Source organism: Pseudomonas sp. FA-1 (genome assembly GCF_056856075.1).
In genome coordinates, this window is the sequence record NZ_JBWXTH010000005.1 from 307,625 (window position 1) to 330,695 (window position 23,071).

Genomic DNA, 23,071 nt, shown 5'->3' on the forward strand with positions numbered 1-23,071 from the left:
GTCAAACAGAGGGTGGTAACTGTACGTGGGTTGACAGACCGGCGGAAATTGCAAAGTTCTGGCGCACGCAAGCGTGCCCACACGTACAGTCGCCATAAAGGCTGCTGCATGCAATTTACCGTTACGGCCTGTCAAAGCCGATCGCTGATCTCAGCGACATGCCGAGACTAGAGCGCCGCCAGAGCGACCGCAACGGAAAAAAGCGACAGGAGTATGTTTGGGAAATGGACTACAGGGAAGGGGGGAAGTCTGATTTTTACTGTTCAGGTCCGACTCGGAATTGGTGCGCTTGGTAGGACCGTAGCTCCATAGGGTGGGCTGCTTTCGACCCATTGCGGACGTTCAGTAAGTTGTGATGCTGGCGTAGCGCCAGCCTAGCACTTCGCTGGCGGTGCGACATCACGCCCAAGCGTCGAAATCGTGGTCAATGCACAGAGGGTCGATCATTAGCTGCCAGCATTCTAAGTAGCTGATGCGTGCTCGTGCTGCTCTGTCAGGCAGGAGCTCGCCCCTAGGAAATGATGAATTGCCATTTTTGTAGCGCTGGATCCGCCGTGCTGCGAACCATTGCAAAATTTCACAATTTAGTTTGCTGCCCTCCCCGTGTTTGCTGCCATATTCTCGCGAAGCCGCCTAGGGGCTGTGGGTAGCCTTGACGGGAGCACCAAGCAAAATACTGTTTCACTCATACGGATGGGCTCAGTAGTCATCGCAGCCATGAGGCGCCAAGACGCTTCCAGGCTGCGAGAAGTACAACAACCGGTTTTCAAGTTCTGTTTGATATGTGAATAATTCTGCCAAAACATAATCAATGGGAAAGTCATGAAACTTGTTGTCGCACAAATATCTTCCTACAAAGGAAAAATTGAACAGAACATTTCAAAGCATGTCACTGTAATTGAAAAGGCAGTGAGGTATAGAGCGGATGGTGTAATTTTTCCTGAACTATCGCTGACTGCTTACGAACCCTTGCTTGCTGAGGACTTGGCAATCCAGATCGACGATCCCAGACTTGAGGCGTTTCAGAAACTGAGTGACCGCTCTGGGGTTTTTATTGCCGTAGGTGCTCCACTGCGTGTAGCGCAGGGCATCGAGATTGCCATGTTAGTATTCCAACCCGGGTTGGAACGAGTCAACTACTCCAAGCGCTTCCTTCACCCCGATGAGCTAGCCTATTTTGCCGCTGGTAGCGATCAGCGCGTGTTCTCAATCGCCAATGAAGTATTGGTTCCTGCTATTTGCTACGAGTCTTTACAGGATATTCACGCGCAACAGGCGTCAAAAGCGGAGCCAACAATTTACTTTGCTAGCGTTGCCAAAACACCAAAGGGAGTGGCTGCGGCATACAACCATTACCCGCAAATTGCTCTGCAATACGGGATGGCCGTCGTAATGGCCAATTGTGTGGGGCCAGCGGACAACTTTATCGGTGCTGGGCGTTCTGGGATCTGGAGTGCTGAAGGTAATCTACTTGTTCAAGCTGACGAGTCCGGTGAAGCACTAGTTATATATGACTCACTTGCTGGGGAAGGTAAGATTATTTACATCTAGAGCTCTACTCAATCCGAGAATGACACTGAGAGAACTGAGAACCTGCATGTCAGACCAAATGGTTTGCAACTACTTAGATGGATACCTTGACTTCGGCGGAAGGGCGGCGCAGGTGCGGGCGCATACGGAGTATTTTCGCCGAAGGGAAAGACCTCTGATGTTGATCGTTATGTTTAAAAATATGCGGTTGCGCCCGGCGTGAGTGCGTGCGTGAAACAGGGCTCGACCGAAGACCTTGTTCTAATTACAAGGGCGCGTCCCGTGAGGCCATCCGTTGTGCCTCAACAGGGAAGGCGCCATAGAACGGTAGGAATTTCTCGAAGAGAAGAATAACGATGAGCGAAGAGGGTTTCAGGACAGCGGCTCAGGTGGGACACGGATTTTCACCCACTTACATTCACTGGAGAGGTCCGCTCGGCAGCCTTGTGCAGCAGGGGTACGTGCACTTGTGGACGGTAGAGAGCTTATAGTTGGGTAGCTTAAGCCCTGGGCTCCCAAGGTAATATTTTCGGAATATGCTAATTGAGAAGCTGATCGTGCTCGATGAAAAAATAAGATTTGATATAGATGAAATAATAAGCTCCCAAATGGAGCTTCAAAGAGTGCCCGGCCTAGCTCTAGGGATTTTCCATAATGGCGAACCATTGTTAAAGAAAGGGTATGGCAGCTCAAATATTGAGCTCGGCGTAAATGTTAGCTCTCAGACTTTGTTCCAGTCGGGTTCAATTGGGAAGATATTCACAGCCGCATGCATTCTGCTTTTAGTTGAAGATGGAGTGCTTGATCTTGATGCCGAGATAACTACATATTTTCCAGATGCGCCTGCCACATGGGGCAATATCGCATTAAGGAATTTTCTGAATCACACATCAGGCCTTGAAGATGGTGAGCTTGATCTTCAGCATGAATATACTGATATCGAGCTACTGCAGAAAATTTATACGTGGCCAATGAAATTTGAAGCAGGCACTGGCTGGGAATACAGCAATGGTGGCTACGAAATATTGGGAGTACTTATAAAACTTAAGACCGGCGAGCATTTTGGAAAGTTTTTAAAGAACAGAATTTTTGAACCGGCAGGCATGAGTGCGGCGCGAGTTATAAGCGACCGAGATATCATATTTAATAGGGCTGCAGGCTATGAGTGGGTGGGTGATGAGCTAAAAAACCAAAACTGGGTTTCTCCGTATCTGAATTCCACTGGGGATGGGGCTTTGTACTTATCGCTTAATGATTACCAAGCATGGGATAAGGTGGTCTCTGAAAGAAAAATACTTAAGCCCGAAACATGGGCCGTTGCGCTACAGCCAACCAAGGCTCAGGGCGGTGCAATTTATCCATATGGGTTGGGTTGGGAAATATATGATGTACATAGCGGTTGTGAGGTGATAGGGCATGATGGGGCGTGGCAGGGTTTCGTTACGGGACTAAGGCGATACGAAAGCCATGGGCTGACGTTTGTTGTCCTAACTAATGCTGCGGACACAGATGTTGACTTAATTCTTGAAAAATTAATTGAGCGAGTCTTGCCTGATATACAGGTCTAGGAGTTTTCTAACGTGAGTGAAGGGAACTCAATTACAGCTCAGGTATAGAATGATTTTTTGAAGCCGCCGGTTTCGTAGATACATCGAACGGCCGCAAAGGCTCGATAGCTGCCGGTCGGCTTAATGACCTATCACGACCGAGACGCTGTGAAATTCTGGATCAGCAATATGCTTGTCTCCCGGGTTAAGCTTTGAACGATGGTGGTCAGAGTGATGAACGGACCCGCAGCCATTCTTCCCAGCAATCCTCTGGAACGATATCCTCATAACCCCGATCTTTTTCTAACGCGAAGGCAGCACTGAAGGGCACTGCCATCGCGGTGGCATTATCTCGAATCTCAAGCACCTCAGCTTCGCTGAGCGCAGAGCCTTTCCGATCCTCCGCCGCCTTTAGCAGAGTGACAAGCGCCGGTATAAAAATCAGACATAACGGGTCTGTAGACAAAGGTTAGCCTCATGCGGGTAGTAATAGAAATCAGTGGTGCTGATTGTAGGAGCTGAGCAAAAAATGCAAAGCGAGTACCGATCACGGCTGCATGAATATGGCGTACCGCTAGGGGGCGTCAGCGGCCACTCGCGAAGAGGCGCTTTAGACCCGTAGCTGCCATCGCCGAGGGCAGCAAACGGCCAAAAGCGAACGACTTCGAGTGAGCTGACTATCGGTCACTCACTACCGGCCACTTCCGAATGCGATCATAATGTAGCTTCCGCATCAGGGCTTGAATGGATCGATCCAGCCAGGCCGAAGTCTTGTCTCATATTTTTTGCGTACGTAGGCGAGCGACTCTGCGCATCCCATTTTCGCTTCTATAGCGCCTATGCATCCCCGCCAATCTCCACCGGCATTGCCTCGTATCGCACCCATCCTGCAACCCCGGAGCCCCCGCCTACACGGTCTTTAGGATGAGTCCGGCCCTCATTGACAGGCACCTCTGGGAAATCAAATGGGCTCATTCCCTCAATACAGGCCACATTAACGCCATACTGGTCGGGCGCAGAACGGCGCTGGTGGAAGGTGTAGATGCCACACTTAGAGCAGAAGTAGTGCTTCGCTTCGCGTGTGTTGAACTGATAAAGCGTGAGCACCTCTCCCCCTTGGGTAATAGTGATGTCGCCCAGGTTAGCTGATACCACCACGGCACCACGCATACGGCAGAGGGAGCAGTTACATCTACGTGCTGTACGCGTGCCATCGGTCAAGCGCAATGAGAACTGTACCGCCCCGCAATGGCAGGCCGCCCGGTAGACAGGACGATCATCGTCTATTTCATCAGCCATAACGTTCCTCTACTTGTTGAGAAGTCGAAGTGGATGTTCACGGGTCAGGGCCCAGTGACCTCTGGGGTTTTGAAATGCCAATAACCAGAGAGGCATCTTATAAGGGCTCCTCGGCCTTCGGCAGTCAGTGATATTTCGGTTTGCTCATGATAAACCTCGGCTTGGAGGGTGTTGCTTGAAAGGTCTGAAGTCTGGCCAATTATGACTTGGACGGTCTTGGTGGGCGAGGCATAGGATTGCAGCCACTGGAGTTCACAACGACTCCCCACCAAAGGAAAACACTGCAATGAACCTCAAGTCCCTCATCGCCAACCCACTGGGCTTCGGTACCGCACCATTGGGCAACATGTTCCGTAACGTGCCTGAAGACGAAGTACAAGCTACCGTCGACGCTGCCTGGAACAACGGCGTGCGCTACTTCGACAGCGCGCCCTTCTATGGCGCCGGCCTCTCCGAAACCCGCTTGGGCAATGCCCTGGTCGGCCGCCCTCGTGACGAGTACGTGCTCAGCACCAAGGTCGGTCGCATCATCCTCGACGAACTGGAAGATCCTACCAGCCGCGAGCTGGGCGAGAAGAGCGGCCTGTTCGAACACGGCAACCGCAACCGCATCGTCAACGACTACAGCGCCGACGCCACGCTGCGCTCCATCGAGGACAGCCTGCGTCGCCTGAAGACCGACCGCCTGGACATCGTCTGGATTCACGACATCGCCCAGGACTTCTACGGCGACGAATGGCTGAGCCAGTTCGAAACCGCCCGTACCGGTGCCTTCCGCGTACTGACCCGTCTGCGCGAAGAGGGCGTGATCAAGGCCTGGGGCCTGGGTGTGAACCGCGTCGAGCCGATCGAGCTGACCCTGGACCTGGAAGAAGCCCGTCCGGACGGCTTCCTGTTGGCCGGCCGCTACTCGCTGCTGGACCACGACCGCGCCCTGCAACGTGTCATGCCGCAAGCGGTGGAGCAGGGTGTAGGCATCGTCGTGGGTGGCCCGTACAGCTCGGGTGTCACCGCCGGCGGCGAGCACTTCGAGTACCAGAAAGCCACCCAGCCGGTGCTGGCCAAGCTCGAGCGCATCCGTGCCGTGGCCCGTGCCCATGGTGTGGATGTGAAGGCGGCTGCCCTGCAGTTTGCCCTGGCCCATCCGGCCGTGGTCTCGGTGATCCCCGGTGCCACCCGCCCGGCACACGCCAACGAGGACCTCGCGGCACTGAGCGCCGTGATCCCGGCGGCCTTCTGGAACGAGCTGCGCCAACAAGGGTTGATCAACGCCCTGGCCCCGGTGCCTGCCGTTTAACCGATGTTGCAGGGCCGCATCGCGGCCCTGTCTACCCTGAATCAATTGGGGCCATGCCCCGGGAGAATCATCATGGCAACTGCACAAGCGTCCATCACCCTGCCAGCCGATGCCAAGCGCGTTTGGCAACTGATTGGCGGTTTCGACGCGCTGCCCGACTGGCTGCCGTACATCCCTGCAAGCGCCCTGAGCGAAGGCGGCCGCGTCCGTACCCTGAAGACCGTGGATGGCGAGACCATCATAGAGCGCCTGCTGGACTTCAACGAAGCTGGCCGCAGCTACCGCTACACCATCCTCAAGGGCCCGGCGCCGGTGCGTGACTACCAGGCGACCCTGCGCGTGGTAGCCGAGGGCAGCGGTTCTCGTGTGGAATGGTCCGGTTCGTTCGTGCCGGTGGGTATCAGTGATGCCGAAGCGACCGCGCTGTACACCTCCATCTACCAGGATGGCCTGGCGGCGCTGAAGCAGACATTGGAAGGTTGATGGACGATTGGGGCCGTCAAACGGCCCCAAGCCTCAGCAGCTTGGACGATTGGGGGCAGCGTCCGCTAATGGCCGAAAGCAACCCGTCGCCAGTCCCGTCGAGCCACGGCTTACCATGCCTCGCCGTTGATTCAGGATTTATCAGTCGTCCCGTTTGACTACCCGCCGATGACAATCCTCTGGCCCCAGCTCCCTTCCGCTTCGAGATCGAACGGCGATCGTTTCAATCGGCTCCGCCATCAAATTGTCCAATAGCACCGAATGGCTCTCCCCTGAGCAATACAAAAATCGCTCCCCCCATTGCCGCATGCTGATTACGATTGGGAATGCCGCTCGTCCCATTTCGGTGAGCACGTATTCCTTGTAAGCGCTTCCATCCGATGCCGGCTGAATCTCAAAAACCCCCAGTTCGACCAATGCCTTGAGCTTCACTGTGAGAATGTTTTTGGCCACGCCGAGCCGCTTCTGGAATTCGCTGAATCGTCGAACGTCATCAAACGCTTCTCGGATGATCATCAACATCCAACGATCTCCGATAGCCTCGAGCGTCCGTGCCACGGGGCATTCGCTGCGCGCCAGCAGTTGCTGTTTGGCCATGGTTCTCCACGAGCAGGTTGGTGGTCAAAGAGTGATCTGACAACAGAGACGAAAAAGCTTCATCTCCAGTGGTTGTATTTAACAACCAGATTGGTTAGAAAGCAACGAACTGGTTTTCTTTCGAAACCTATTCAGAGGATGGAGCGATGCCGTACGAACCTGATTCGCCCGTAAAGCGGGCGGCAGCCGAGGGCGCTGCTGGCGGACACAACAGGACGTGCCAGGAGGGTTCCAACACCTCCTTGAGCAATTACCAAACCTTCCTCTTCGCTATTACGTGCGCTATGGCCGTGGCCAACGTCTATTTTGCCCAGCCATTGCTGGAGTCGATGGCCACGAGTCTGTCGGTGCCTGCCAGTACCATCGGTGTTGTCGTTACTGTCACTCAGGTCGGTTATGCGGTTGGGCTGCTTTTCATCGTCCCGCTGGGGGACCTGCTGAACCGCAAGAAACTCATTCTCACGCAAATGCTTCTGTCTGCCGTGGCTCTGTGTGCCGTTGGCATGGCGCAGGAATGGGGCGTTCTGCTCGGAGCAATGGTGCTGGTGGGGCTCATGGCAGTGCTGGTGCAGGTGGTAGTGGCTTACGCAGCTACGCTGGCAAGTCCGGAGCAGCGCGGGCAGACGGTGGGTACCGTGACCAGCGGCGTCGTGCTGGGCATTCTGCTCGCGCGCTTCGTTTCCGGTGCGATGGCTGATTTGGCAGGGTGGCGCAGCGTCTATTTTGTTTCAGCTGCTTTGATGACAGGCATGGCATTGGTGCTGTGGCGTACGCTTCCGGCGGCCGCCACGCCTACCTTGCAAAGTGGCTATCTGGCATTGTTGCGCTCAGCATTTCAACTGTTCCTGAGCGAGCGCACGCTCCGCGTCCGAGGGACGTTCGCGCTTCTCATTTTTGCCGCGTTCAGTGTGCTGTGGACCTCTATGGTGCTGCCGCTCAGCGAGCCTGACCTGGCCCTTTCACATACCCAAATTGGGCTCTTCGGTCTGGCCGGTGTGGCCGGGGCGCTGGCTGCGGCGCGAGCCGGACGGCTGGCCGACCAGGGGCTGGGCAATCGCACCACGGGCATCGCTCTGGCGTTGCTGACATTGTCGTGGCTGCCCACCGCATTCGTGCACAATTCGCTGCTGGCGATGATCGCGGGCGTCGTGCTTCTGGATTTCGCCGTACAGGCCGTGCATGTTACCAACCAGAGCCTGATTTTTGCCGCTCGGCCCGATGCGCAAAGCCGCCTCGTGGGAGCCTACATGTGCTTCTACTCAGCAGGCAGCGGGTTGGGTGCGATCGCGGCTACCTATACATATGCGCAAGCCGGCTGGGTAGCCGTCTGTATATTGGGTGCAGCTATCAGCGCTACGGCGTTGCTTTACTGGGGCTGGCTTGAGCTGACCCCAAGATAACGCCCAGGCCTGGGGGAGGCGAGTATCATGAGATACAAGCCTACGCAACCGGAACCGCCACCAAGAATGCCGCCTCCAACAACTGCCGCGTATACGGATGCTGCGGCGCCTGGAAGATCGCCTGCGCATCCCCTTGTTCCACCACGTGCCCATGCTTGATCACCATCAGCTGGTGGCTGAGTGCCTTGACCACCGCCAGGTCATGGCTGATGAACAGGTACGTCAGGTTGTACTTGTGCTGTAGATTGCGCAGCAACTCCACCACCTGCCGCTGTACGGTCCGGTCCAGCGCCGAGGTCGGCTCATCCAGCAGAATCAACGCAGGCTTGAGTACCAGCGCTCGGGCAATGGCGATGCGCTGGCGCTGGCCTCCGGAGAATTCATGCGGGTAGCGGTGACGCGTTCGCGGATCCAGCCCCACTTCCTCAAGCGCGGCGATGATCGCGGCTTCTTGTTCGGCAGGCGTGCCGATGCGGTGAATTCGCAACCCTTCACCGACGATATCGGCCACGCACATGCGGGGGCTGAGGCTGCCGAAGGGGTCTTGGAACACCACCTGCATCTCGCGGCGCAGGGGGCGAACCTCCTTCTGGCTGAGCCCTTCGAGATTCTGGCCATGGAAGCGGATCCCGCCGCGGCTGGCGATCAGGCGCAGGATGGCAAGGCCCAGGGTGGACTTGCCCGAGCCGCTTTCACCCACGATGCCAAGGGTCTGCCCCTGGGGCAGGCTGAAGTCGATGCCATCCACGGCTTTGACGTGATCGACGGTGCGCCGCAGCAGGCCTTTCTTGATCGGGAACCACACCCGCAGGTCCTCGACTTCCAGCAGCGGCGACCCCACCGGGTTTTCCGCCGGCGCGCCGCTGGGCTCGGCATTGATCAGCATCTTGGTGTAGTGATGCTGCGGCGAATGGAACAGCGTCGCGCAATCGGCCTGTTCGACGATCTTGCCGCACTGCATCACGCACACCCGGTGGGCAATGCGCCGCACCAGGTTCAGATCATGGCTGATCAGCAGCAAGGCCATCCCCAGGCGTGCCTGCAGTGCCTTGAGCAGGTCGAGGATTTTCAACTGCACGGTCACGTCGAGCGCGGTGGTGGGCTCGTCGGCGATCAACAGCTCCGGCTCGTTGGCCAGCGCCATGGCGATCATCACACGCTGGCGCTGGCCGCCAGACAGCTCGTGGGGCAGGGCCTTGAGGCGTTTGTGCGGCTCGGGGATGCCGACCATCTCCAGCAGTTCGAGGGTTCGCGCGGTGGCCTCCTTGCCGGTGAGGCCTTTGTGCAGCAGGAGGATTTCGTTGATCTGCTTCTCGATGGTATGCAGCGGGTTCAGCGAGGTCATCGGCTCCTGGAAGATCATCGCGATACGGTCACCGCGAATGCGCTGCATGGGTTTCTCGCCCAGTTGCAGCATGTCCTTGTCGCCATAGCGGATGCTCCCGCTGGGGTGGCGCGCCAGCGGGTAGGGCAGCAGGCGCAGGATGGAGTGGGCGGTGACGGACTTGCCTGAGCCGCTTTCGCCGACCAGGGCCAGGGTTTCGCCCTTGCGGATGTCGAAGCTGATGCCGTCGACCACCCGATGCACGTGCTCGCCGGTGACGAATTCCACGGCGAGGTCGCGCACTTCGATCAGGTTCTGTTCGCTCATGTCATTTCCTCGGGTCGAAGGCATCGCGGGCGGATTCGCCGATGAACACCAGCAGGCTCAGCATGATCGCCAGCACGGCGAAGGCGCTAATGCCGAGCCACGGCGCCTGCAGGTTGGACTTGCCCTGGGCCACCAGCTCGCCCAGCGAGGGTGCGCCGGGCGGCAGGCCGAAGCCGAGGAAGTCCAGGGCGGTGAGGGTGCCGATGGCGCCGGTGAGGATGAAGGGCATGAAGGTCATGGTCGAGATCATGGCGTTGGGCAGGATGTGCCGGTACATGATCGCGCCGTTGCGCATGCCCAGGGCACGGGCGGCGCGCACGTACTCGAGGTTGCGCCCACGCAGGAACTCGGCGCGCACCACGTCCACCAGGCTCATCCAGGAGAACAGCAGCATGATGCCCAGCAGCCACCAGAAGTTGGGTTGCACGAAGCTGGCCAGGATGATCAACAGGTACAGCACCGGCAGGCCCGACCAGATCTCCAGAAAGCGTTGGCCGGCCAGGTCCACCCAGCCGCCGTAGTAGCCCTGCAAGGCGCCAGCGATCACGCCGACGATGGAACTGAGCACGGTGAGCGTCAGGGCGAACAGCACCGACACGCGGAAGCCATAGATCACCCGCGCCAGCACGTCGCGACCCTGGTCGTCGGTGCCCAGCCAGTTGTCCGCCGAGGGCGGGGCGGGGGCGGGGACCTTGAGGTCGTAGTTGATGCTCTGGTAGCTGAACGGGATCGGTGCCCACAGCACGAAGCTGTCCTTCGCGGCCAGCAGCTCGCGGATATAGGGGCTCTTGTAGTTGGCCTCCAGGGGGAATTCGCCGCCGAAGGTGGTCTCCGGGTAGCGCTTGAAGGCCGGGAAGTACCACTGGCCGTCGTAGCGCACGGCGATGGGCTTGTCGTTGGCGATCAGTTCGGCGCCCAGGCTCAGGCCGAACAGCACGATGAAGATCCACAGCGACCACCAGCCGCGGCGGTTGGCCTTGAAGCGCTCGAAGCGCCGGCGATTGAGAGGGGAGAGTGCCATGTCATTGCTCCCGGCTGGCGAAATCGATGCGGGGGTCGACCAGGGTGTAGGTCAGGTCGCCGATCAGCTTCACCACCAACCCCAGCAGGGTGAAGATGAACAGGGTGCCGAAGACCACCGGGTAGTCGCGGTTGATCGCTGCCTCGAAGCTCATCAGGCCCAGGCCGTCGAGTGAGAAGATCACCTCGATGAGCAAGGAGCCTGTGAAGAAGATGCCGATGAACGCCGAGGGAAAACCGGCGATCACCAGCAGCATGGCGTTGCGGAACACATGGCCGTACAGCACCCGTGGCCGGCTCAGGCCCTTGGCCTTGGCGGTGATGACGTACTGCTTGTTGATCTCGTCGAGGAAGCTGTTCTTGGTCAGCAGGGTCATGGTGGCGAAGTTGCCGATGACCAGCGCGGTGATCGGCAGCACCAGGTGCCAGAAGTAGTCGAGCACCTTGCCGGTGGTGGAAAGCTCGTCGAAGTTGTTGGAGGTCAGGCCGCGCAGGGGGAACCAGTCGAAGTAGCTGCCGCCGGCGAACAGCACGATCAGCAGGATGGCGAACAGGAACGCCGGGATGGCGTAGCCGACGATGATCGCCGAGCTGGTCCAGACGTCGAAGTGGCTGCCGTGGCGCACGGCCTTGGCGACCCCCAGGGGGATCGACACCAGGTACATGATCAGCGTGCTCCATAGCCCGAGCGAGATGGACACGGGCATTTTTTCGATGATCAGGTCGATGACCTTGGCGTCACGGAAGAAGCTCTCGCCGAAGTCCAGCTGGGCGTAGTTCTTGATCATGATCCACAAGCGCTCGGGCGCCGATTTGTCGAAGCCGTACATGCGCTCGATCTCGGCGATCAGGGCCGGGTCCAGGCCCTGGGCGCCGCGGTAGTTGGAACCGGCCACGGCCACTTCGGCGCCGCCGCCGGCGATACGGCTGGTGGCGCCTTCGAAGCCTTCGAGCTTGGCGATCATCTGCTCCACCGGGCCACCGGGGGCGGCCTGGACGATGATGAAGTTGATGATCAGGATGCCGAACAGGGTCGGGATGATCAGCAGCAGGCGGCGCAGGATGTAGGCGAGCATGTCAGTTCGCCTCGTCCTGTTGTGCCGCAGGCTCGGCCACCGCTGGGGTCACTTCGGGCTTGATCCACCAGGTGTTGATGCCGATGTCGTACTTGGGCGACACCTTCGGGTGGCCGATGTGGTTCCAGTAGGCCACGCGCCAGCTCTTGATGTGCCAGTTGGGGATCACGTAGTAGCCCCACAGCAGCACGCGGTCCAGGGCACGGGTATGCGCGATTAGGCTTTGCCGCGAGTCGGCGTTGATCAGTTGCTCCACCAACTGGTCGATGGCCGGGTCGCGCAGGCCGATGAAGTTGCGGCTGCCGGGGTTGTCGGCGGCGGCGCTGGTCCAGAATTCGCGCTGTTCGTTGCCGGGGGAGCTCGACTGCGGGTAGCCGCCGACGATCATGTCGAAGTCGCGCGAGCGCAGGCGGTTGATGTATTGCGAGACGTCCACGCGGCGGATGTTCAGCTCGATGCCGAGGTCGGCGAGGTTGCGCTTGAACGGCAACAGGATGCGCTCGAACTCGGTCTGGGCCAGCAGGAATTCGATGACCACCGGCTTGCCCTGGGCATCGACCATCTTGTCGTCGGCGATCTTCCAGCCGGCTTCCTGCAACAGCTTGTAGGCCTTGCGTTGCTGGTCGCGGATCATGCCGCTGCCGTCGCTGACCGGGTTGTGGAAGGGCTCGGTAAAGACCTGTTCGGGAATCTTGCCGCGCAGCGGTTCGAGGATCTTCAGTTCATCGGGCCCCGGCAGGCCCTCGGCGGCCATTTCGGAGTTCTCGAAGTAGCTGCCGGTGCGGGTATAGGCGCCGTTGAACAGCTGCTTGTTGGTCCACTCATAGTCCAGCAGCAGGCTCAGGGCCTGGCGTACGCGCACGTCCTGGAACACGGGGCGGCGCAGGTTGAAAATGAAGCCCTGCATGCCGGTGGGGTTGCCGTTGGCCAACTCCTCGCGGACCAGCCGGCCTTGCTCCACGGCGGGCACGTTGTAGGCCGTGGCCCAGTTCTTCGCGCTGGTTTCCAGCCAATAGTCGAATTGCCCGGCCTTGAGCGCTTCCAGCGCGACGGTGTTGTCGCGGTAGGAATCGTAGGTCATCTGGTCGAAGTTGTAGTGGCCGCGGTTGATCGGCAAATCCTTGGCCCAGTAGTCCTTGACCCGCTCGTAGCGCACCGAGCGGCCGGCTTTGACCTCGGCGACCTTGTACGGGCCGCTGCCCAGGGGGATCTCCAGGTTGCCACGGTCGAAGTCCCGGCCTTGCCACCAGTGCTTGGGCAGTACCGGCAACTGGCCGAGGATCAGTGGCAGCTCGCGGTTGTTCTTGTGCTTGAACTTGAACAGGACGCGCAGCGGATCTTCGGCGACCACCTCGGCGACGTCGGCGTAGTAGCCGCGAAACAGCGGGGCGCCCTTGCTCATCAAGGTATTGAAGGTGAACACCACGTCCTCGGCACGCATCGGGTGGCCGTCGTGGAAGCGCGCTTCGGGGCGCAGGTAGAAGCGCACCCAACTGTTGTCCGGGGCCTTTTCGATCTTGCCGGCCACCAAGCCGTACTCGGTGAAGGGCTCGTCCAGGCTCTGGCGCATCAGGGTGTCGTAGATGATGCTCACGTCATCGGCCGGCACGCCTTTGTTGATGAAGGGGTTGAGGCTGTCGAAGCTGCCGAAGCTGGACTGGCGGAAGGTGCCGCCCTTGGGCGCGTCGGGGTTGACGTAGTCGAAGTGCTTGAAATCGGCCGGGTACTTGGGCGGCTCATCGTACAGGGTGAGCGCATGCTGCGGTGCGGCCATCGCGGGCAGGCTCAGGCAGGCGAGCAGCAGGCTACCGGCCAGCCGGCGCAGAGGGTGCGTTGGCATCATTGGGCTTTCTCCGAGGTCTTGAGCCACCAGCTGTTCAGGCCCAGGGTATAGGGCGGCGTGGTGACGAAGGCGAACCGGTTGCGGTAGGCCAGGCGGTGATTGTCGAGATACCAGTTGGGGATCATGTAGTACTGCCATGACAGCACCCGGTCCAGGGCGCGGGCGGCGGCGACCTGGTCGTCACGGGTGCGGGCGGCGAGCAGGGTGTCGAGCAGGTGGTCGACCACCGGGTCCTTCACACCTGCGTAGTTCTTGCTGCCCTTGACCGAGGCCTGGCTGGAATGGAAGTACAGCCATTGCTCCAGGCCTGGGCTCAAGGTCTGGCCCAGGGTCATGAGGATCATGTCGAAGTCGAACTGGTCCAGGCGCTGCTTGTACTGGGCACGATCGACTGTGCGCAGGCGCGCGTCGATACCCATGCTGGCCAGGTTCTCCACGTAGGGCTGGAGGATACGCTCCAGGTTCGGGTTGACCAGCAACAGCTCCAGGCGGAACTGCTGGCCCTTGGCATTGACCAGGCGCTGGCCGTCGAGCTTCCAGCCGGCCTTGGCGAACAGCGCCAGGGCCTGGCGCAGGGTCTTGCGGTCGATGCCGCGGCCATCGGTGTGGCTGACCCGGTAGGGCTCGGTGAACAGCCTGGCCGGCAATTCGTCACGGAACGGCGCCAGCAACAGCCATTCCTTGCCTGTGGGCAGGCCGGTGGCGGCGAATTCGCTGTTGGGGTAATAGCTGGTCGAGCGGCGGTAGGCGCTGCTGAACAGGGCGCGGTTGGTCCATTCGAAGTCGAGCATCAGCCCCAGGGCCTGACGCACCCGTGGGTCGCTGAAGGCGGCCCGGCGGCTGTTCATGAACAGGCCCTGGGTCTGGGTGGGGATGCGATGAGGGATCTGCGCCTTGATCACTTCGCCACGGCGAATGGCCGGGAAGTTGTAGCCGTTGGCCCAGTTCTTGGCCTGATGCTCGATGTAGATGTCGAACTCGCCGGCCTTGAACGCTTCGAAGGCCACCGTGGCGTCGCGGTAGAACTCGTACTCGACGCGGTCGAAGTTGTACTTGCCACGGTTGACCGCCAGGTCCTTGCCCCAGTAGTTCTTCACCCGCTCGAACACCAGGCGCCGGCCAGGCTCCACCTGGGTGATGCGGTAGGGGCCACTGCCCAGTGGCGGCTCGAAGGTGGTGGCTTTGAAGTCGCGGCCTTTCCAGTAATGCTTGGGCAGCACCGGCATTTCGCCCAGGCGCAGGATCAGCAAGGGGTTGCCGGCGCGTTTGAAGACGAAGCGGATGCGCTTGGGCCCGAGGATGTCCACCCGCCGCACTTCCTGCAGGTTGGTGCGGTACATCGGGTGGCCTTCCTTGAGCAGGGTGCGGTACGAGAACGCCACGTCTGCCGAGGTGATCGGGTGGCCATCGTGGAAGCGCGCTTCGGGGCGCAGGTTGAACACCACCCAGCTGCGGTCCTCGCTGTACTCCACCGAGCGGGCGATCAGGCCGTAGCTGGAGGTGGGCTCGTCGCCGGAGGGGGCGTACTGGCCGGTGCCGACCATCAGCGGTTCGTTCAGCTCGTTGATGCCGTATTGCAGGAAGTTCGGCGTGCTGACCGGGCTGGAACCCTTGAACGTATAGGGGTTGAGGGTATCGAAGGTTCCGAATGCCATGGCCCGCAAGGTACCGCCCTTGGGCGCTTGCGGGTTGACCCAGTCGAAATGGGTGAAAGTGGCTGGATATTTGAGCGTGCCGAACTGCGCATAACCGTGGCTTTCGCTCACCGTCGCGACTGCGGGAAAGCTCAAGGCCAGGCTGAGGGACAGCAGGAGGGGACGTATCAAGTCGGCATCCGATCCAGGGGCGTTGGGCTTTGATCGGGCTACAGTAACAGCTTGTCTGGGATGGAAAAAGAGTATGTGGCGGGGGTTTTGGCGGCGGGGTTTGTGACGGGGTTTTCTCTGGGCTGCTTTGCAGCCCTTTCATGGCGCAGGCCACTCGGGGTGCGCCATACCTGTAGGAGCGGCCTTGTGCCGCGAAGGGGCGCGCAGCGGCCCCGGGCACTCGGATCAGTGCGACAGGTAGACGGTCAGTGTCTGCCCTGGCTTGAGGGCATGCCCGCTGCGCGGGTTCCAGCGCTTGAGGTGCTTCATCTCGACATTGAAGCGCTTGGCTACCGCATAGAGCGAGTCACCCTTGCGGACCTTGTATTGGGTAGAACGCTGCTTGGACGACGCGACGCGGTTGGCGGCACCGCTCGAACTGCCGCCGCGCAGGGCAAGCACCTGCCCGGCCTTGACGCGGTTGCCGGAAAGGCGGTTCCAGCGCTGCAGGTCACGTACCGAGACGCGGTGAGCCTTGGCGATGCTGCTCAGGCTGTCGCCACGCTTGACCCGATAGCTGCGCGCCTTCACCGGCGCCTTGGCCTCGGCCAGGGCGGCCTGGAACACCGCCTTGTTCGGTTGCAGGCTGACCAGTTCCTCAGGCTTGAGGTTGGACAGGCTGTCAGACAGCAACTGCGCCTTGGCGGTGGGCACCAGCAACTGCTTGGGTCCGTCCACGGTCATGCGTTTCTTGAAGGCCGGGTTGAGCTGGATCAGCTCGTCTTCGTCGATATCGGCGAACGCGGCGACCCGGGACAGGTCCAGGCGTTCGTTGATGGCGACAGCTTCGAAGTAGGGCTCGTTGGCGATCGGGCTGAGGTTCACGCCATAGGCATCGGGGGTCAGCACCACCTGAGAAAGGGCCAGCAGCTTGGGCACGTAGTCGCGGGTTTCCTGGGGCAGGGGCAGGTTCCAGTAGTCGGTGGGCAGGCCCAGGCGCTCGTTGCGCTCGATGGCCCGGCTGACCGTGCCTTCGCCGGCATTGTAGGCCGCCAGGGCCAGCAGCCAGTCGCCGTTGAACATGTCGTGCAGGCGGCCCAGGTAGTCCAGCGCGGCGTTGGTCGACGCGGTGATGTCGCGGCGCCCGTCATAGAAGTTGGTCTGGCGCAGCTTGAAGTGGCGGCCGGTGGACGGGATGAACTGCCACAGGCCGACCGCATGGGCGCGGGAATAGGCCATCGGGTTGTAGGCGCTCTCGATCGCCGGCAGCAGGGCCAGCTCCAGCGGCATGTCGCGTTCTTCGAGGCGCTCGACGATGTAGTGCAAGTAGAGGCTGCCGCGCTCGCCCGCGCTCTCCAGGAACGTAGGGTTACTGGCGAACCACAGGCGCTGTTGCTCGATGCGCGGGTTGACCCCGATATCGTCCTGCAGGGCGAAGCCCTGTCGCATGCGCTCCCAGACATCCTGCGGCGCCTGCTCGACTGGCTTGACCAGCAGGGGGGCAGGCTTGTGCTTGACCCGCGCCTGGTAGCTTGCGCGAACGCTGTCGGATTCGTCGTGCTGACGGGTGCTCTGGCAGCCCACCAGGGTGGCGGCCAGGGCCAGCGCACTGATTTGGGCCAGACGCGTCAGGGCGACGGATTGAGAGGTTCTGCGGCTACGGGAAGACATCGGCTGGGACAGGTTTCCGGGCGAAAAATTTCGGCGATTCTAGAAACCGGTCCCCGCGTGGTCAACCTTTGACCACGCTTTGCGATATATCGTGAGGTTATCAGAAGGTGTCTTTCCAAGACCTCAAGGCAGCAAAAACAGCAGCTTGGCTTGGATTGGAATGCCCCTTCCATTCGTCTGCTTTTTGTTTAACGGATGTTTCAGCCGTGCGAAGAAAGGGATTGGTAGCGCGTTCCAGAGCGATGGTGGATGGCAAAGTGATGCGATCGTTGGCGCGCAAGCGGGTAACGTCGTCGAACCGTTGACCCAGCTCGCGGTTCGAAGGTTCCACTGCCTTGGCAAAGCGCAGGTTGCTCAGGGTGTATTCATGGGTGCAGTACACCTGGGTTTCGGCGGGCAGTGCGGCCAGGCGCGACAGGGACTGGTGCATCTGCTCGGGGGTGCCTTCGAACAATCGGCCGCAGCCGCCGGCGAACAGGGTATCGCCACAGAACAGCAGCGGCGCACCGTAGTAGGCGATGTGCCCCAGGGTGTGGCCTGGCACGGCGATGACCTGGAAGTCCATGCCCAGCACTTGGACCCGGTCGCCGTCGTCCAGCGCCAGGTCGCGGGCCGGGATGCGCTCGTTGGCCGGCCCGCAAACCCGCGCCCCGGTCGCCTGCTTGAGGGTTTGCACGCCGCCGACGTGGTCATGGTGATGATGGGTCACCAGGATGTCTTCCAGCACCCAGCCGGGGTGGGCCTCGAGCCATTCGAGCACAGGGCCGGCATCGCCTGGGTCGACCACCGCGCAGCGACGTTTGGCAGTATCCTGTAACAGCCAGATGTAATTGTCGGAGAAAGCGGGAAGAGCATCGATCTGTATCATGTGCGTAACCGAATCGCCTGGCGTGAACATGAAGGCATCTTAACTGCGATGGCGCAGGGGGAGAACCTTCGAGGGAGAACGCAATGACCGACAAAGCCTTTGCCCAGGCCGATCCTGACTGGATCGAACTGACCTGCCTGGCCCGTGACTGGTTCGATGGGCCGCTGGGGCAGATGATGCTGCGCGAGGAGGAAAAACTCCTCGAGGACGAGCTTGGCCGCTTTTTCGGCGGCTTCCTGGTGCACTACGGCCCATGCGCCGAACCGGCGCCCAACGCGCCGCAGGTACAGCGTAACGTGCGCCTCGGTGCGCCGTTGCCGGGGGTGGAGATCGTCTGCGAGGAGCAGGCCTGGCCGCTTTCCGAGCACGCCGCCGACGTGGTGGTGCTGCAACACGGCCTGGACTTCAGCCTGTCGCCCCACAGCCTGCTGCGCGAAGCGGCCAGCGCGGTGCGCCCCGGTGGCCACCTGTTGATCGTCGGGATCAACCCTTGGAGCAGCTGGGGCATCCGCCACTGGTTCAGCCGCGGCGCCCTGCGCAAGGCGCGCTGCATCTCGCCTTCGCGGCTTGGTGACTGGCTCAACCTGCTGGGCTTCGCGCTGGAGAAACGCCGCTTCGGGTGCTATCGTCCGCCGCTTGCCTCGCCGGCCTGGCAACAACGCCTGGCCGGGTGGGAGCGCATGGCCGGCGGTTGGCAGGGCGCCGGGGGCGGCGTCTACCTGGTGGTGGCGCGCAAGATGGTGGTTGGCCTGCGGCCGCTGCGCCAGGAGCGGCGCGAGCCGATGGGCAAGCTGCTGCCGTTGCCGCTGGCCAAGGTCAACCGCCGCCATAGCGAGCCTTGAGGGGCCTGGCGTCGATAACACAGAGCGAGTACATGAGCGATAGCGTCGAGATCTACACCGATGGTGCCTGCAAGGGCAACCCGGGCCCGGGTGGCTGGGGTGTGCTGATGATTTACAAGGGCGTCGAGAAGGAGCTGTGGGGCGGCGAACGCGAGACCACCAACAACCGCATGGAGCTCATGGCGGCGATCCAGGGCTTGATGGCCCTCAAGCGCGAATGCGAGGTGGTGCTGACCACCGATTCGCAGTACGTGATGAAGGGCATCAACGAATGGATGGCCAACTGGAAGAAGCGCGGTTGGAAAACCGCCGCCAAGGAGCCGGTGAAGAACGCCGACCTGTGGCAACAGCTCGACGAGCAGGTCAATCGGCACAAAGTGACCTGGAAGTGGGTGCGCGGGCACATCGGCCACCCCGGCAACGAGCGCGCCGACCAATTGGCCAACCGCGGCGTCGACGAGGTCCGCACCAAGCGCTGAATCTTTGGGCATGGCAATGCGAGCCTTTGTGGGAGCGGGTTTACCCGCGAAGGATGCGGCGCTATGCCTGGCACGGACTTCGTCCGTGTTCGCGGGTGAACCCGCTCCCACACTAGCCCCCAACATTTCGGTTTGGGTTACAATCCCCGGCTTCGTCATGTGATGCAAGTTGGAGCCACCCGCGTGGAGCAGCAAGTCAACCGGTACGTCGTCCTCGATACCGAAACCACCGGTATGCCGGTCAGTGAAGGCCATCGGATCATCGAGATCGGCTGCGTCGAGGTCATCGGCCGGCGCCTGACCGGGCGCAACTTCCACGTCTACCTGCAACCGGACCGCGAGAGTGACGAGGGCGCGATCGGGGTACACGGCATCACCGATGCCTTCCTGGTCGGCAAGCCGCGTTTCGCCGATGTCGCCGAAGAGTTCTTCGAATACATCCAGGGCGCGCACCTGGTCATCCACAACGCGGCGTTCGACGTCGGTTTCATCAACAACGAATTCGCCCTGCTGGGTCAGCACGACCGTGCCGACATATCCCAGCACTGCACCATCATCGATACCCTGATGCTGGCGCGGGCCCGCCACCCGGGCCAGCGCAACAGCCTCGACGCGTTGTGCAAACGCTACGGCATCGACAACTCCGGCCGTGAACTGCACGGCGCACTGCTCGACTCGGAGCTGCTGGCCGACGTCTACCTGGCGATGACCGGTGGCCAGACCAGCCTGTCGCTGGCGGCTCACGGTGTCGAGGGCGACGAAGGCGGTGAGGGTGGCACCGGCAGTGAGATCCGGCGGATCGTCGGGCGCCAGCCGGGGCGGGTGATCATGGCCAGCGCCGAAGAGCTCGAGGCCCATGCCGAGCGCCTGGCGGCGATCGCCAAGTCGGCGGGTGCGCCGTCGATGTGGCAGGCGTTGACGGAGCCTGCCGCAGGCTGACGTTCAGCGTCTGGGGCCGTATAGCGGCCCCCAGGTTCTTGGCCCAACTCGCAGCCTGATCGGCCAGCTTCTACCCTGAAAGGACGGACCCGTCCTTCGGAGGTAGTACCGCGCCATGTACAAGGACCTGAAATTCCCCATCCTCATCGTCCACCGCGCCATCAAGGCTGACACCGTCGCCGGTGAGCGGGTGCGCGGCATCGCCGATGAGCTGGCCCAGGACGGTTTCGCCATTCTCGCGGCAGCCGACCAGGCAGAGGCCCGCCTGGTGGCTGCGACCCATCACGGCCTGGCCTGCATGCTGATCGCCGCCGAAGGCGTCGGAGAGGACACCCGCCTGCTGCAGAACATGGCCGAGCTGATCCGCCTGGCCCGCCAACGCGCACCGAACCTGCCCATCTTCGCCCTCGGCGAACAGGTGACGCTGGAGAATGCCCCCGCCGAGGCCATGAGCGAGCTCAATCAGCTGCGTGGCATCCTCTACCTGTTCGAAGATACCGTCCCTTTTCTCGCTCGCCAGGTGGCCCGCGCCGCGCACAACTACCTGGACGGCCTGCTGCCGCCATTCTTCAAGGCCTTGGTGCAGCACACCGCGCAATCGAACTACTCCTGGCATACGCCTGGTCACGGCGGTGGCGTGGCCTACCGCAAGAGCCCGGTAGGCCAGGCATTCCACCAGTTCTTCGGGGAAAACACCCTGCGCTCGGACCTGTCGGTATCGGTGCCCGAACTCGGCTCGCTGCTCGATCATACGGGCCCCCTGGCCGAGGCTGAAGCCAGGGCCGCGCGCAACTTCGGCGCCGACCACACCTTCTTCGTGATCAACGGCACCTCCACCGCCAACAAGATCGTGTGGCACGCCATGGTCGGGCGTGACGACCTGGTCCTGGTGGACCGCAACTGCCACAAGTCGGTGGTGCACGCCATCATCATGACCGGCGCCATCCCGCTCTACCTGTGCCCGGAACGCAACGAGCTGGGCATCATCGGGCCGATCCCGCTGGGCGAATTCAGCCCGGCGTCGATCCAGGCGAAGATCGACGCCAATCCACTGGCCCGGGGGCGAACGTCGCGCATCCGCCTGGCCGTGGTGACCAACTCGACCTACGACGGGCTGTGCTACCACGCCGGGCTGATCAAACAGGTACTGGGCACCCGGGTCGAGGTCCTGCATTTCGACGAGGCCTGGTTCGCCTACGCCGCATTCCACGAATTCTTCGCCGGCCGCTACGCCATGGGCACCCCGCGAGGCGAGGACAGCCCGTTGCTGTTCAGCACCCATTCCACCCACAAGCTGCTGGCGGCGTTCAGCCAGGCGTCGATGATCCACGTGCAGGACGGCAGCCTGCGGCAGTTGGACCGCGACCGTTTCAACGAAGCCTTCATGATGCATATTTCCACGTCGCCGCAGTACAGCATCCTGGCGTCGCTGGACGTTGCCTCGACCATGATGGAGGGGCCGGCCGGCACCTCGCTGCTGCAGGAAATGTTCGACGAGGCCCTGAGCTTTCGCCGAGCCCTGGCCAACCTGCGCGAGCACATCGCTGCCGATGACTGGTGGTTCAGCATCTGGCAGCCGCCAGCGACCGAGGGTGCCCAGCGCCTGGCCGCCGAGGATTGGCTGCTGCAGCCGGGCGCCGAGTGGCACGGCTTCGGCGAGGTGGAGCAGGACTACGTGCTGCTCGATCCACTGAAGGTCACCCTGGTGATGCCAGGGCTGACGGTGGGCGGCGCCTTGGGTGAGCACGGCATCCCGGCAGCGGTGGTGGGCAAGTTCCTCTGGGAGCGGGGGCTGGTGGTGGAGAAGACGGGCTTGTACAGCTTCCTGGTGCTGTTTTCCATGGGGATCACCAAGGGCAAGTGGAGCACCTTGCTCACCGAGTTGCTCGAGTTCAAGCGCCATTACGATGGCAACACGGCCCTGGGCCAATGCCTGCCGAGCGTGATGGTGGTCGACCCGTCACGCTACCAGGGTTTGGGGCTGCGCGATCTGTGCGACCAACTGCATGGGTGCTACCGGGCCAACGCCACGGCCAAGCAGCTCAAGCGCCTGTTCACCTGCTTGCCGGAAATGGCCATGACCCCGGCCCAGGCCTACGACCGGATGGTGCGCGGGGAGGTGGAGGCAGTGCCGATCGAGGCCTTGCTGGGGCGGGTGGCCGCCGTGATGCTGGTGCCGTACCCACCGGGTATTCCGTTGATCATGCCCGGCGAGCGCTTCACCGAAGCCACGCGTTCAATCATCGACTACCTGGCCTTCGCCCGGGCCTTCGACAGCGGCTTCCCTGGCTTCGTCGCCGATGTCCATGGCCTGCAGCGCGAGGATCATGGCCAGGGGCCGGTGTACACGGTCGACTGCATCAAGGAATGCGAATGAGCTCGACGCCACTGTGGGCCAACTCGAAACGGTCCTCGCCCAGGTGGCGGACGCGGTCGCCGACGGGCAGGCGGTAGGTCACGATCGGCGCACCGCGGCTGCTGCCGTCGGCCTGGAGGGTGGACTCCTGGTACTCATGCACGGGGTAGATACGGCCCTCGGCGTCACGTGCGTGGAATTGGCCGACCAGTATTGCTGCCATTTGCGGGAAAACCTCTGAAATTTTTGGGAAATAGCTGCAGGCATAGACCCGTGCAGGCGGCTGGAAGTTTTCTGTTGATGGCAAAAAAACTCTGGTGGCGGGGATCGGTCATCTATAACTACAACTTTCCCTAGCCAGCAGAGGT

At 61.2% G+C, this 23,071-nt stretch carries 20 protein-coding genes; 9 read left to right on the plus strand and 11 right to left on the minus strand.

Going from position 1 to position 23,071, the window contains the following annotated elements; genetic code table 11:
- Positions 1–822: 822 nt before the first annotated feature.
- Together AC1MHZ_RS12070 and AC1MHZ_RS12075 are read left to right on the plus strand one after the other, a co-directional pair.
- The gene (locus AC1MHZ_RS12070; protein ID WP_324818297.1) at positions 823–1,551 is read left to right on the plus strand and encodes a carbon-nitrogen hydrolase family protein; all 729 of its coding nucleotides are present in this window, start codon (positions 823–825) and stop codon (positions 1,549–1,551) included.
- Between the two features lie 536 nt (positions 1,552–2,087).
- Entirely contained in the window at positions 2,088–3,098 is a 1,011-nt protein-coding gene (locus AC1MHZ_RS12075; RefSeq protein ID WP_368830119.1) for a serine hydrolase domain-containing protein, read from the plus strand.
- A gap of 205 nt (positions 3,099–3,303) precedes the next feature.
- On the opposite strand, the gene AC1MHZ_RS12080 is transcribed toward AC1MHZ_RS12075, so the two are convergent.
- Positions 3,304–3,543: a hypothetical protein gene (locus AC1MHZ_RS12080; protein WP_043209625.1), complete on the minus strand. Its 240-nt coding sequence runs from the start codon at positions 3,541–3,543 to the stop codon at positions 3,304–3,306.
- 371 nt (positions 3,544–3,914) lie between these two features.
- Positions 3,915–4,376, minus strand: a complete 462-nt coding sequence (locus AC1MHZ_RS12085; RefSeq protein WP_368830120.1) for a GFA family protein — start codon at positions 4,374–4,376, stop codon at positions 3,915–3,917.
- Positions 4,377–4,662: 286 nt separating this feature from the next.
- Here AC1MHZ_RS12085 and AC1MHZ_RS12090 point away from each other — a divergent pair, with 286 nt between their 5' ends.
- Together AC1MHZ_RS12090 and AC1MHZ_RS12095 are read left to right on the plus strand one after the other, a co-directional pair.
- Positions 4,663–5,673 (plus strand): aldo/keto reductase, encoded by a 1,011-nt coding sequence (locus AC1MHZ_RS12090; RefSeq protein WP_324818284.1) that lies wholly within the window; start codon positions 4,663–4,665, stop codon positions 5,671–5,673.
- Between the two features lie 72 nt (positions 5,674–5,745).
- A complete protein-coding gene (locus AC1MHZ_RS12095; protein ID WP_368830121.1) occupies positions 5,746–6,156 on the plus strand; it encodes an SRPBCC family protein in 411 nt (136 codons plus the stop codon).
- Positions 6,157–6,297: 141 nt separating this feature from the next.
- Here AC1MHZ_RS12095 and AC1MHZ_RS12100 read toward each other — a convergent pair whose 3' ends face one another.
- Positions 6,298–6,753, minus strand: a complete 456-nt coding sequence (locus AC1MHZ_RS12100; RefSeq protein ID WP_324818279.1) for a winged helix-turn-helix transcriptional regulator — start codon at positions 6,751–6,753, stop codon at positions 6,298–6,300.
- Positions 6,754–6,899: 146 nt separating this feature from the next.
- Here AC1MHZ_RS12100 and AC1MHZ_RS12105 point away from each other — a divergent pair, with 146 nt between their 5' ends.
- Positions 6,900–8,153, plus strand: coding sequence for an MFS transporter (locus tag AC1MHZ_RS12105; protein ID WP_324818276.1), 1,254 nt, complete (start codon positions 6,900–6,902; stop codon positions 8,151–8,153).
- Positions 8,154–8,193: 40 nt separating this feature from the next.
- On the opposite strand, the gene AC1MHZ_RS12110 is transcribed toward AC1MHZ_RS12105, so the two are convergent.
- From AC1MHZ_RS12110 to gloB, 7 genes are all read right to left on the minus strand, one after another.
- On the minus strand, positions 8,194–9,804 hold the full coding sequence (locus AC1MHZ_RS12110) for an ABC transporter ATP-binding protein (RefSeq protein WP_482966393.1): 1,611 nt from the start codon (positions 9,802–9,804) through the stop codon (positions 8,194–8,196).
- A 1-nt stretch (position 9,805) separates the two neighbouring features.
- Entirely contained in the window at positions 9,806–10,825 is a 1,020-nt protein-coding gene (locus tag AC1MHZ_RS12115) for an ABC transporter permease (protein WP_084854701.1), read from the minus strand.
- Position 10,826: 1 nt separating this feature from the next.
- Positions 10,827–11,900 (minus strand): microcin C ABC transporter permease YejB, encoded by a 1,074-nt coding sequence (locus AC1MHZ_RS12120; RefSeq protein ID WP_084854702.1) that lies wholly within the window; start codon positions 11,898–11,900, stop codon positions 10,827–10,829.
- 1 nt (position 11,901) lies between these two features.
- The gene (locus AC1MHZ_RS12125) at positions 11,902–13,743 is read right to left on the minus strand and encodes an extracellular solute-binding protein (RefSeq protein WP_482966394.1); all 1,842 of its coding nucleotides are present in this window, start codon (positions 13,741–13,743) and stop codon (positions 11,902–11,904) included.
- Positions 13,740–15,569 (minus strand): extracellular solute-binding protein, encoded by a 1,830-nt coding sequence (locus AC1MHZ_RS12130; RefSeq protein WP_482966395.1) that lies wholly within the window; start codon positions 15,567–15,569, stop codon positions 13,740–13,742. Before AC1MHZ_RS12130 ends, AC1MHZ_RS12125 begins: the two co-directional genes overlap by 4 nt.
- A 225-nt stretch (positions 15,570–15,794) precedes the next feature.
- Positions 15,795–17,219, minus strand: coding sequence for a lytic transglycosylase domain-containing protein (locus AC1MHZ_RS12135; protein ID WP_368830125.1), 1,425 nt, complete (start codon positions 17,217–17,219; stop codon positions 15,795–15,797).
- A gap of 100 nt (positions 17,220–17,319) precedes the next feature.
- Positions 17,320–18,087: a hydroxyacylglutathione hydrolase gene (gene gloB / locus AC1MHZ_RS12140; RefSeq protein WP_084854745.1), complete on the minus strand. Its 768-nt coding sequence runs from the start codon at positions 18,085–18,087 to the stop codon at positions 17,320–17,322.
- Between the two features lie 83 nt (positions 18,088–18,170).
- Between gloB and AC1MHZ_RS12145 the strand changes: the two genes are divergently transcribed.
- The 4 genes from AC1MHZ_RS12145 to AC1MHZ_RS12160 all read left to right on the plus strand — a co-directional run bounded on the left by AC1MHZ_RS12145 (position 18,171) and on the right by AC1MHZ_RS12160 (position 22,724).
- The gene (locus AC1MHZ_RS12145) at positions 18,171–18,929 is read left to right on the plus strand and encodes a class I SAM-dependent methyltransferase (protein WP_084854706.1); all 759 of its coding nucleotides are present in this window, start codon (positions 18,171–18,173) and stop codon (positions 18,927–18,929) included.
- A gap of 32 nt (positions 18,930–18,961) precedes the next feature.
- On the plus strand, positions 18,962–19,408 hold the full coding sequence (gene rnhA / locus AC1MHZ_RS12150; RefSeq protein WP_084854707.1) for a ribonuclease HI: 447 nt from the start codon (positions 18,962–18,964) through the stop codon (positions 19,406–19,408).
- Between the two features lie 183 nt (positions 19,409–19,591).
- Positions 19,592–20,347: a DNA polymerase III subunit epsilon gene (gene dnaQ, locus AC1MHZ_RS12155; RefSeq protein ID WP_324816617.1), complete on the plus strand. Its 756-nt coding sequence runs from the start codon at positions 19,592–19,594 to the stop codon at positions 20,345–20,347.
- A 115-nt stretch (positions 20,348–20,462) separates the two neighbouring features.
- Positions 20,463–22,724, plus strand: a complete 2,262-nt coding sequence (locus AC1MHZ_RS12160; RefSeq protein ID WP_482966396.1) for an Orn/Lys/Arg family decarboxylase — start codon at positions 20,463–20,465, stop codon at positions 22,722–22,724.
- Here the strand turns inward: AC1MHZ_RS12160 and AC1MHZ_RS12165 are convergent.
- Positions 22,708–22,926 (minus strand): hypothetical protein, encoded by a 219-nt coding sequence (locus AC1MHZ_RS12165; RefSeq protein ID WP_368830128.1) that lies wholly within the window; start codon positions 22,924–22,926, stop codon positions 22,708–22,710. The two genes, AC1MHZ_RS12160 and AC1MHZ_RS12165, sit on opposite strands and share 17 nt — an antisense overlap.
- Positions 22,927–23,071: the final 145 nt, after the last annotated feature.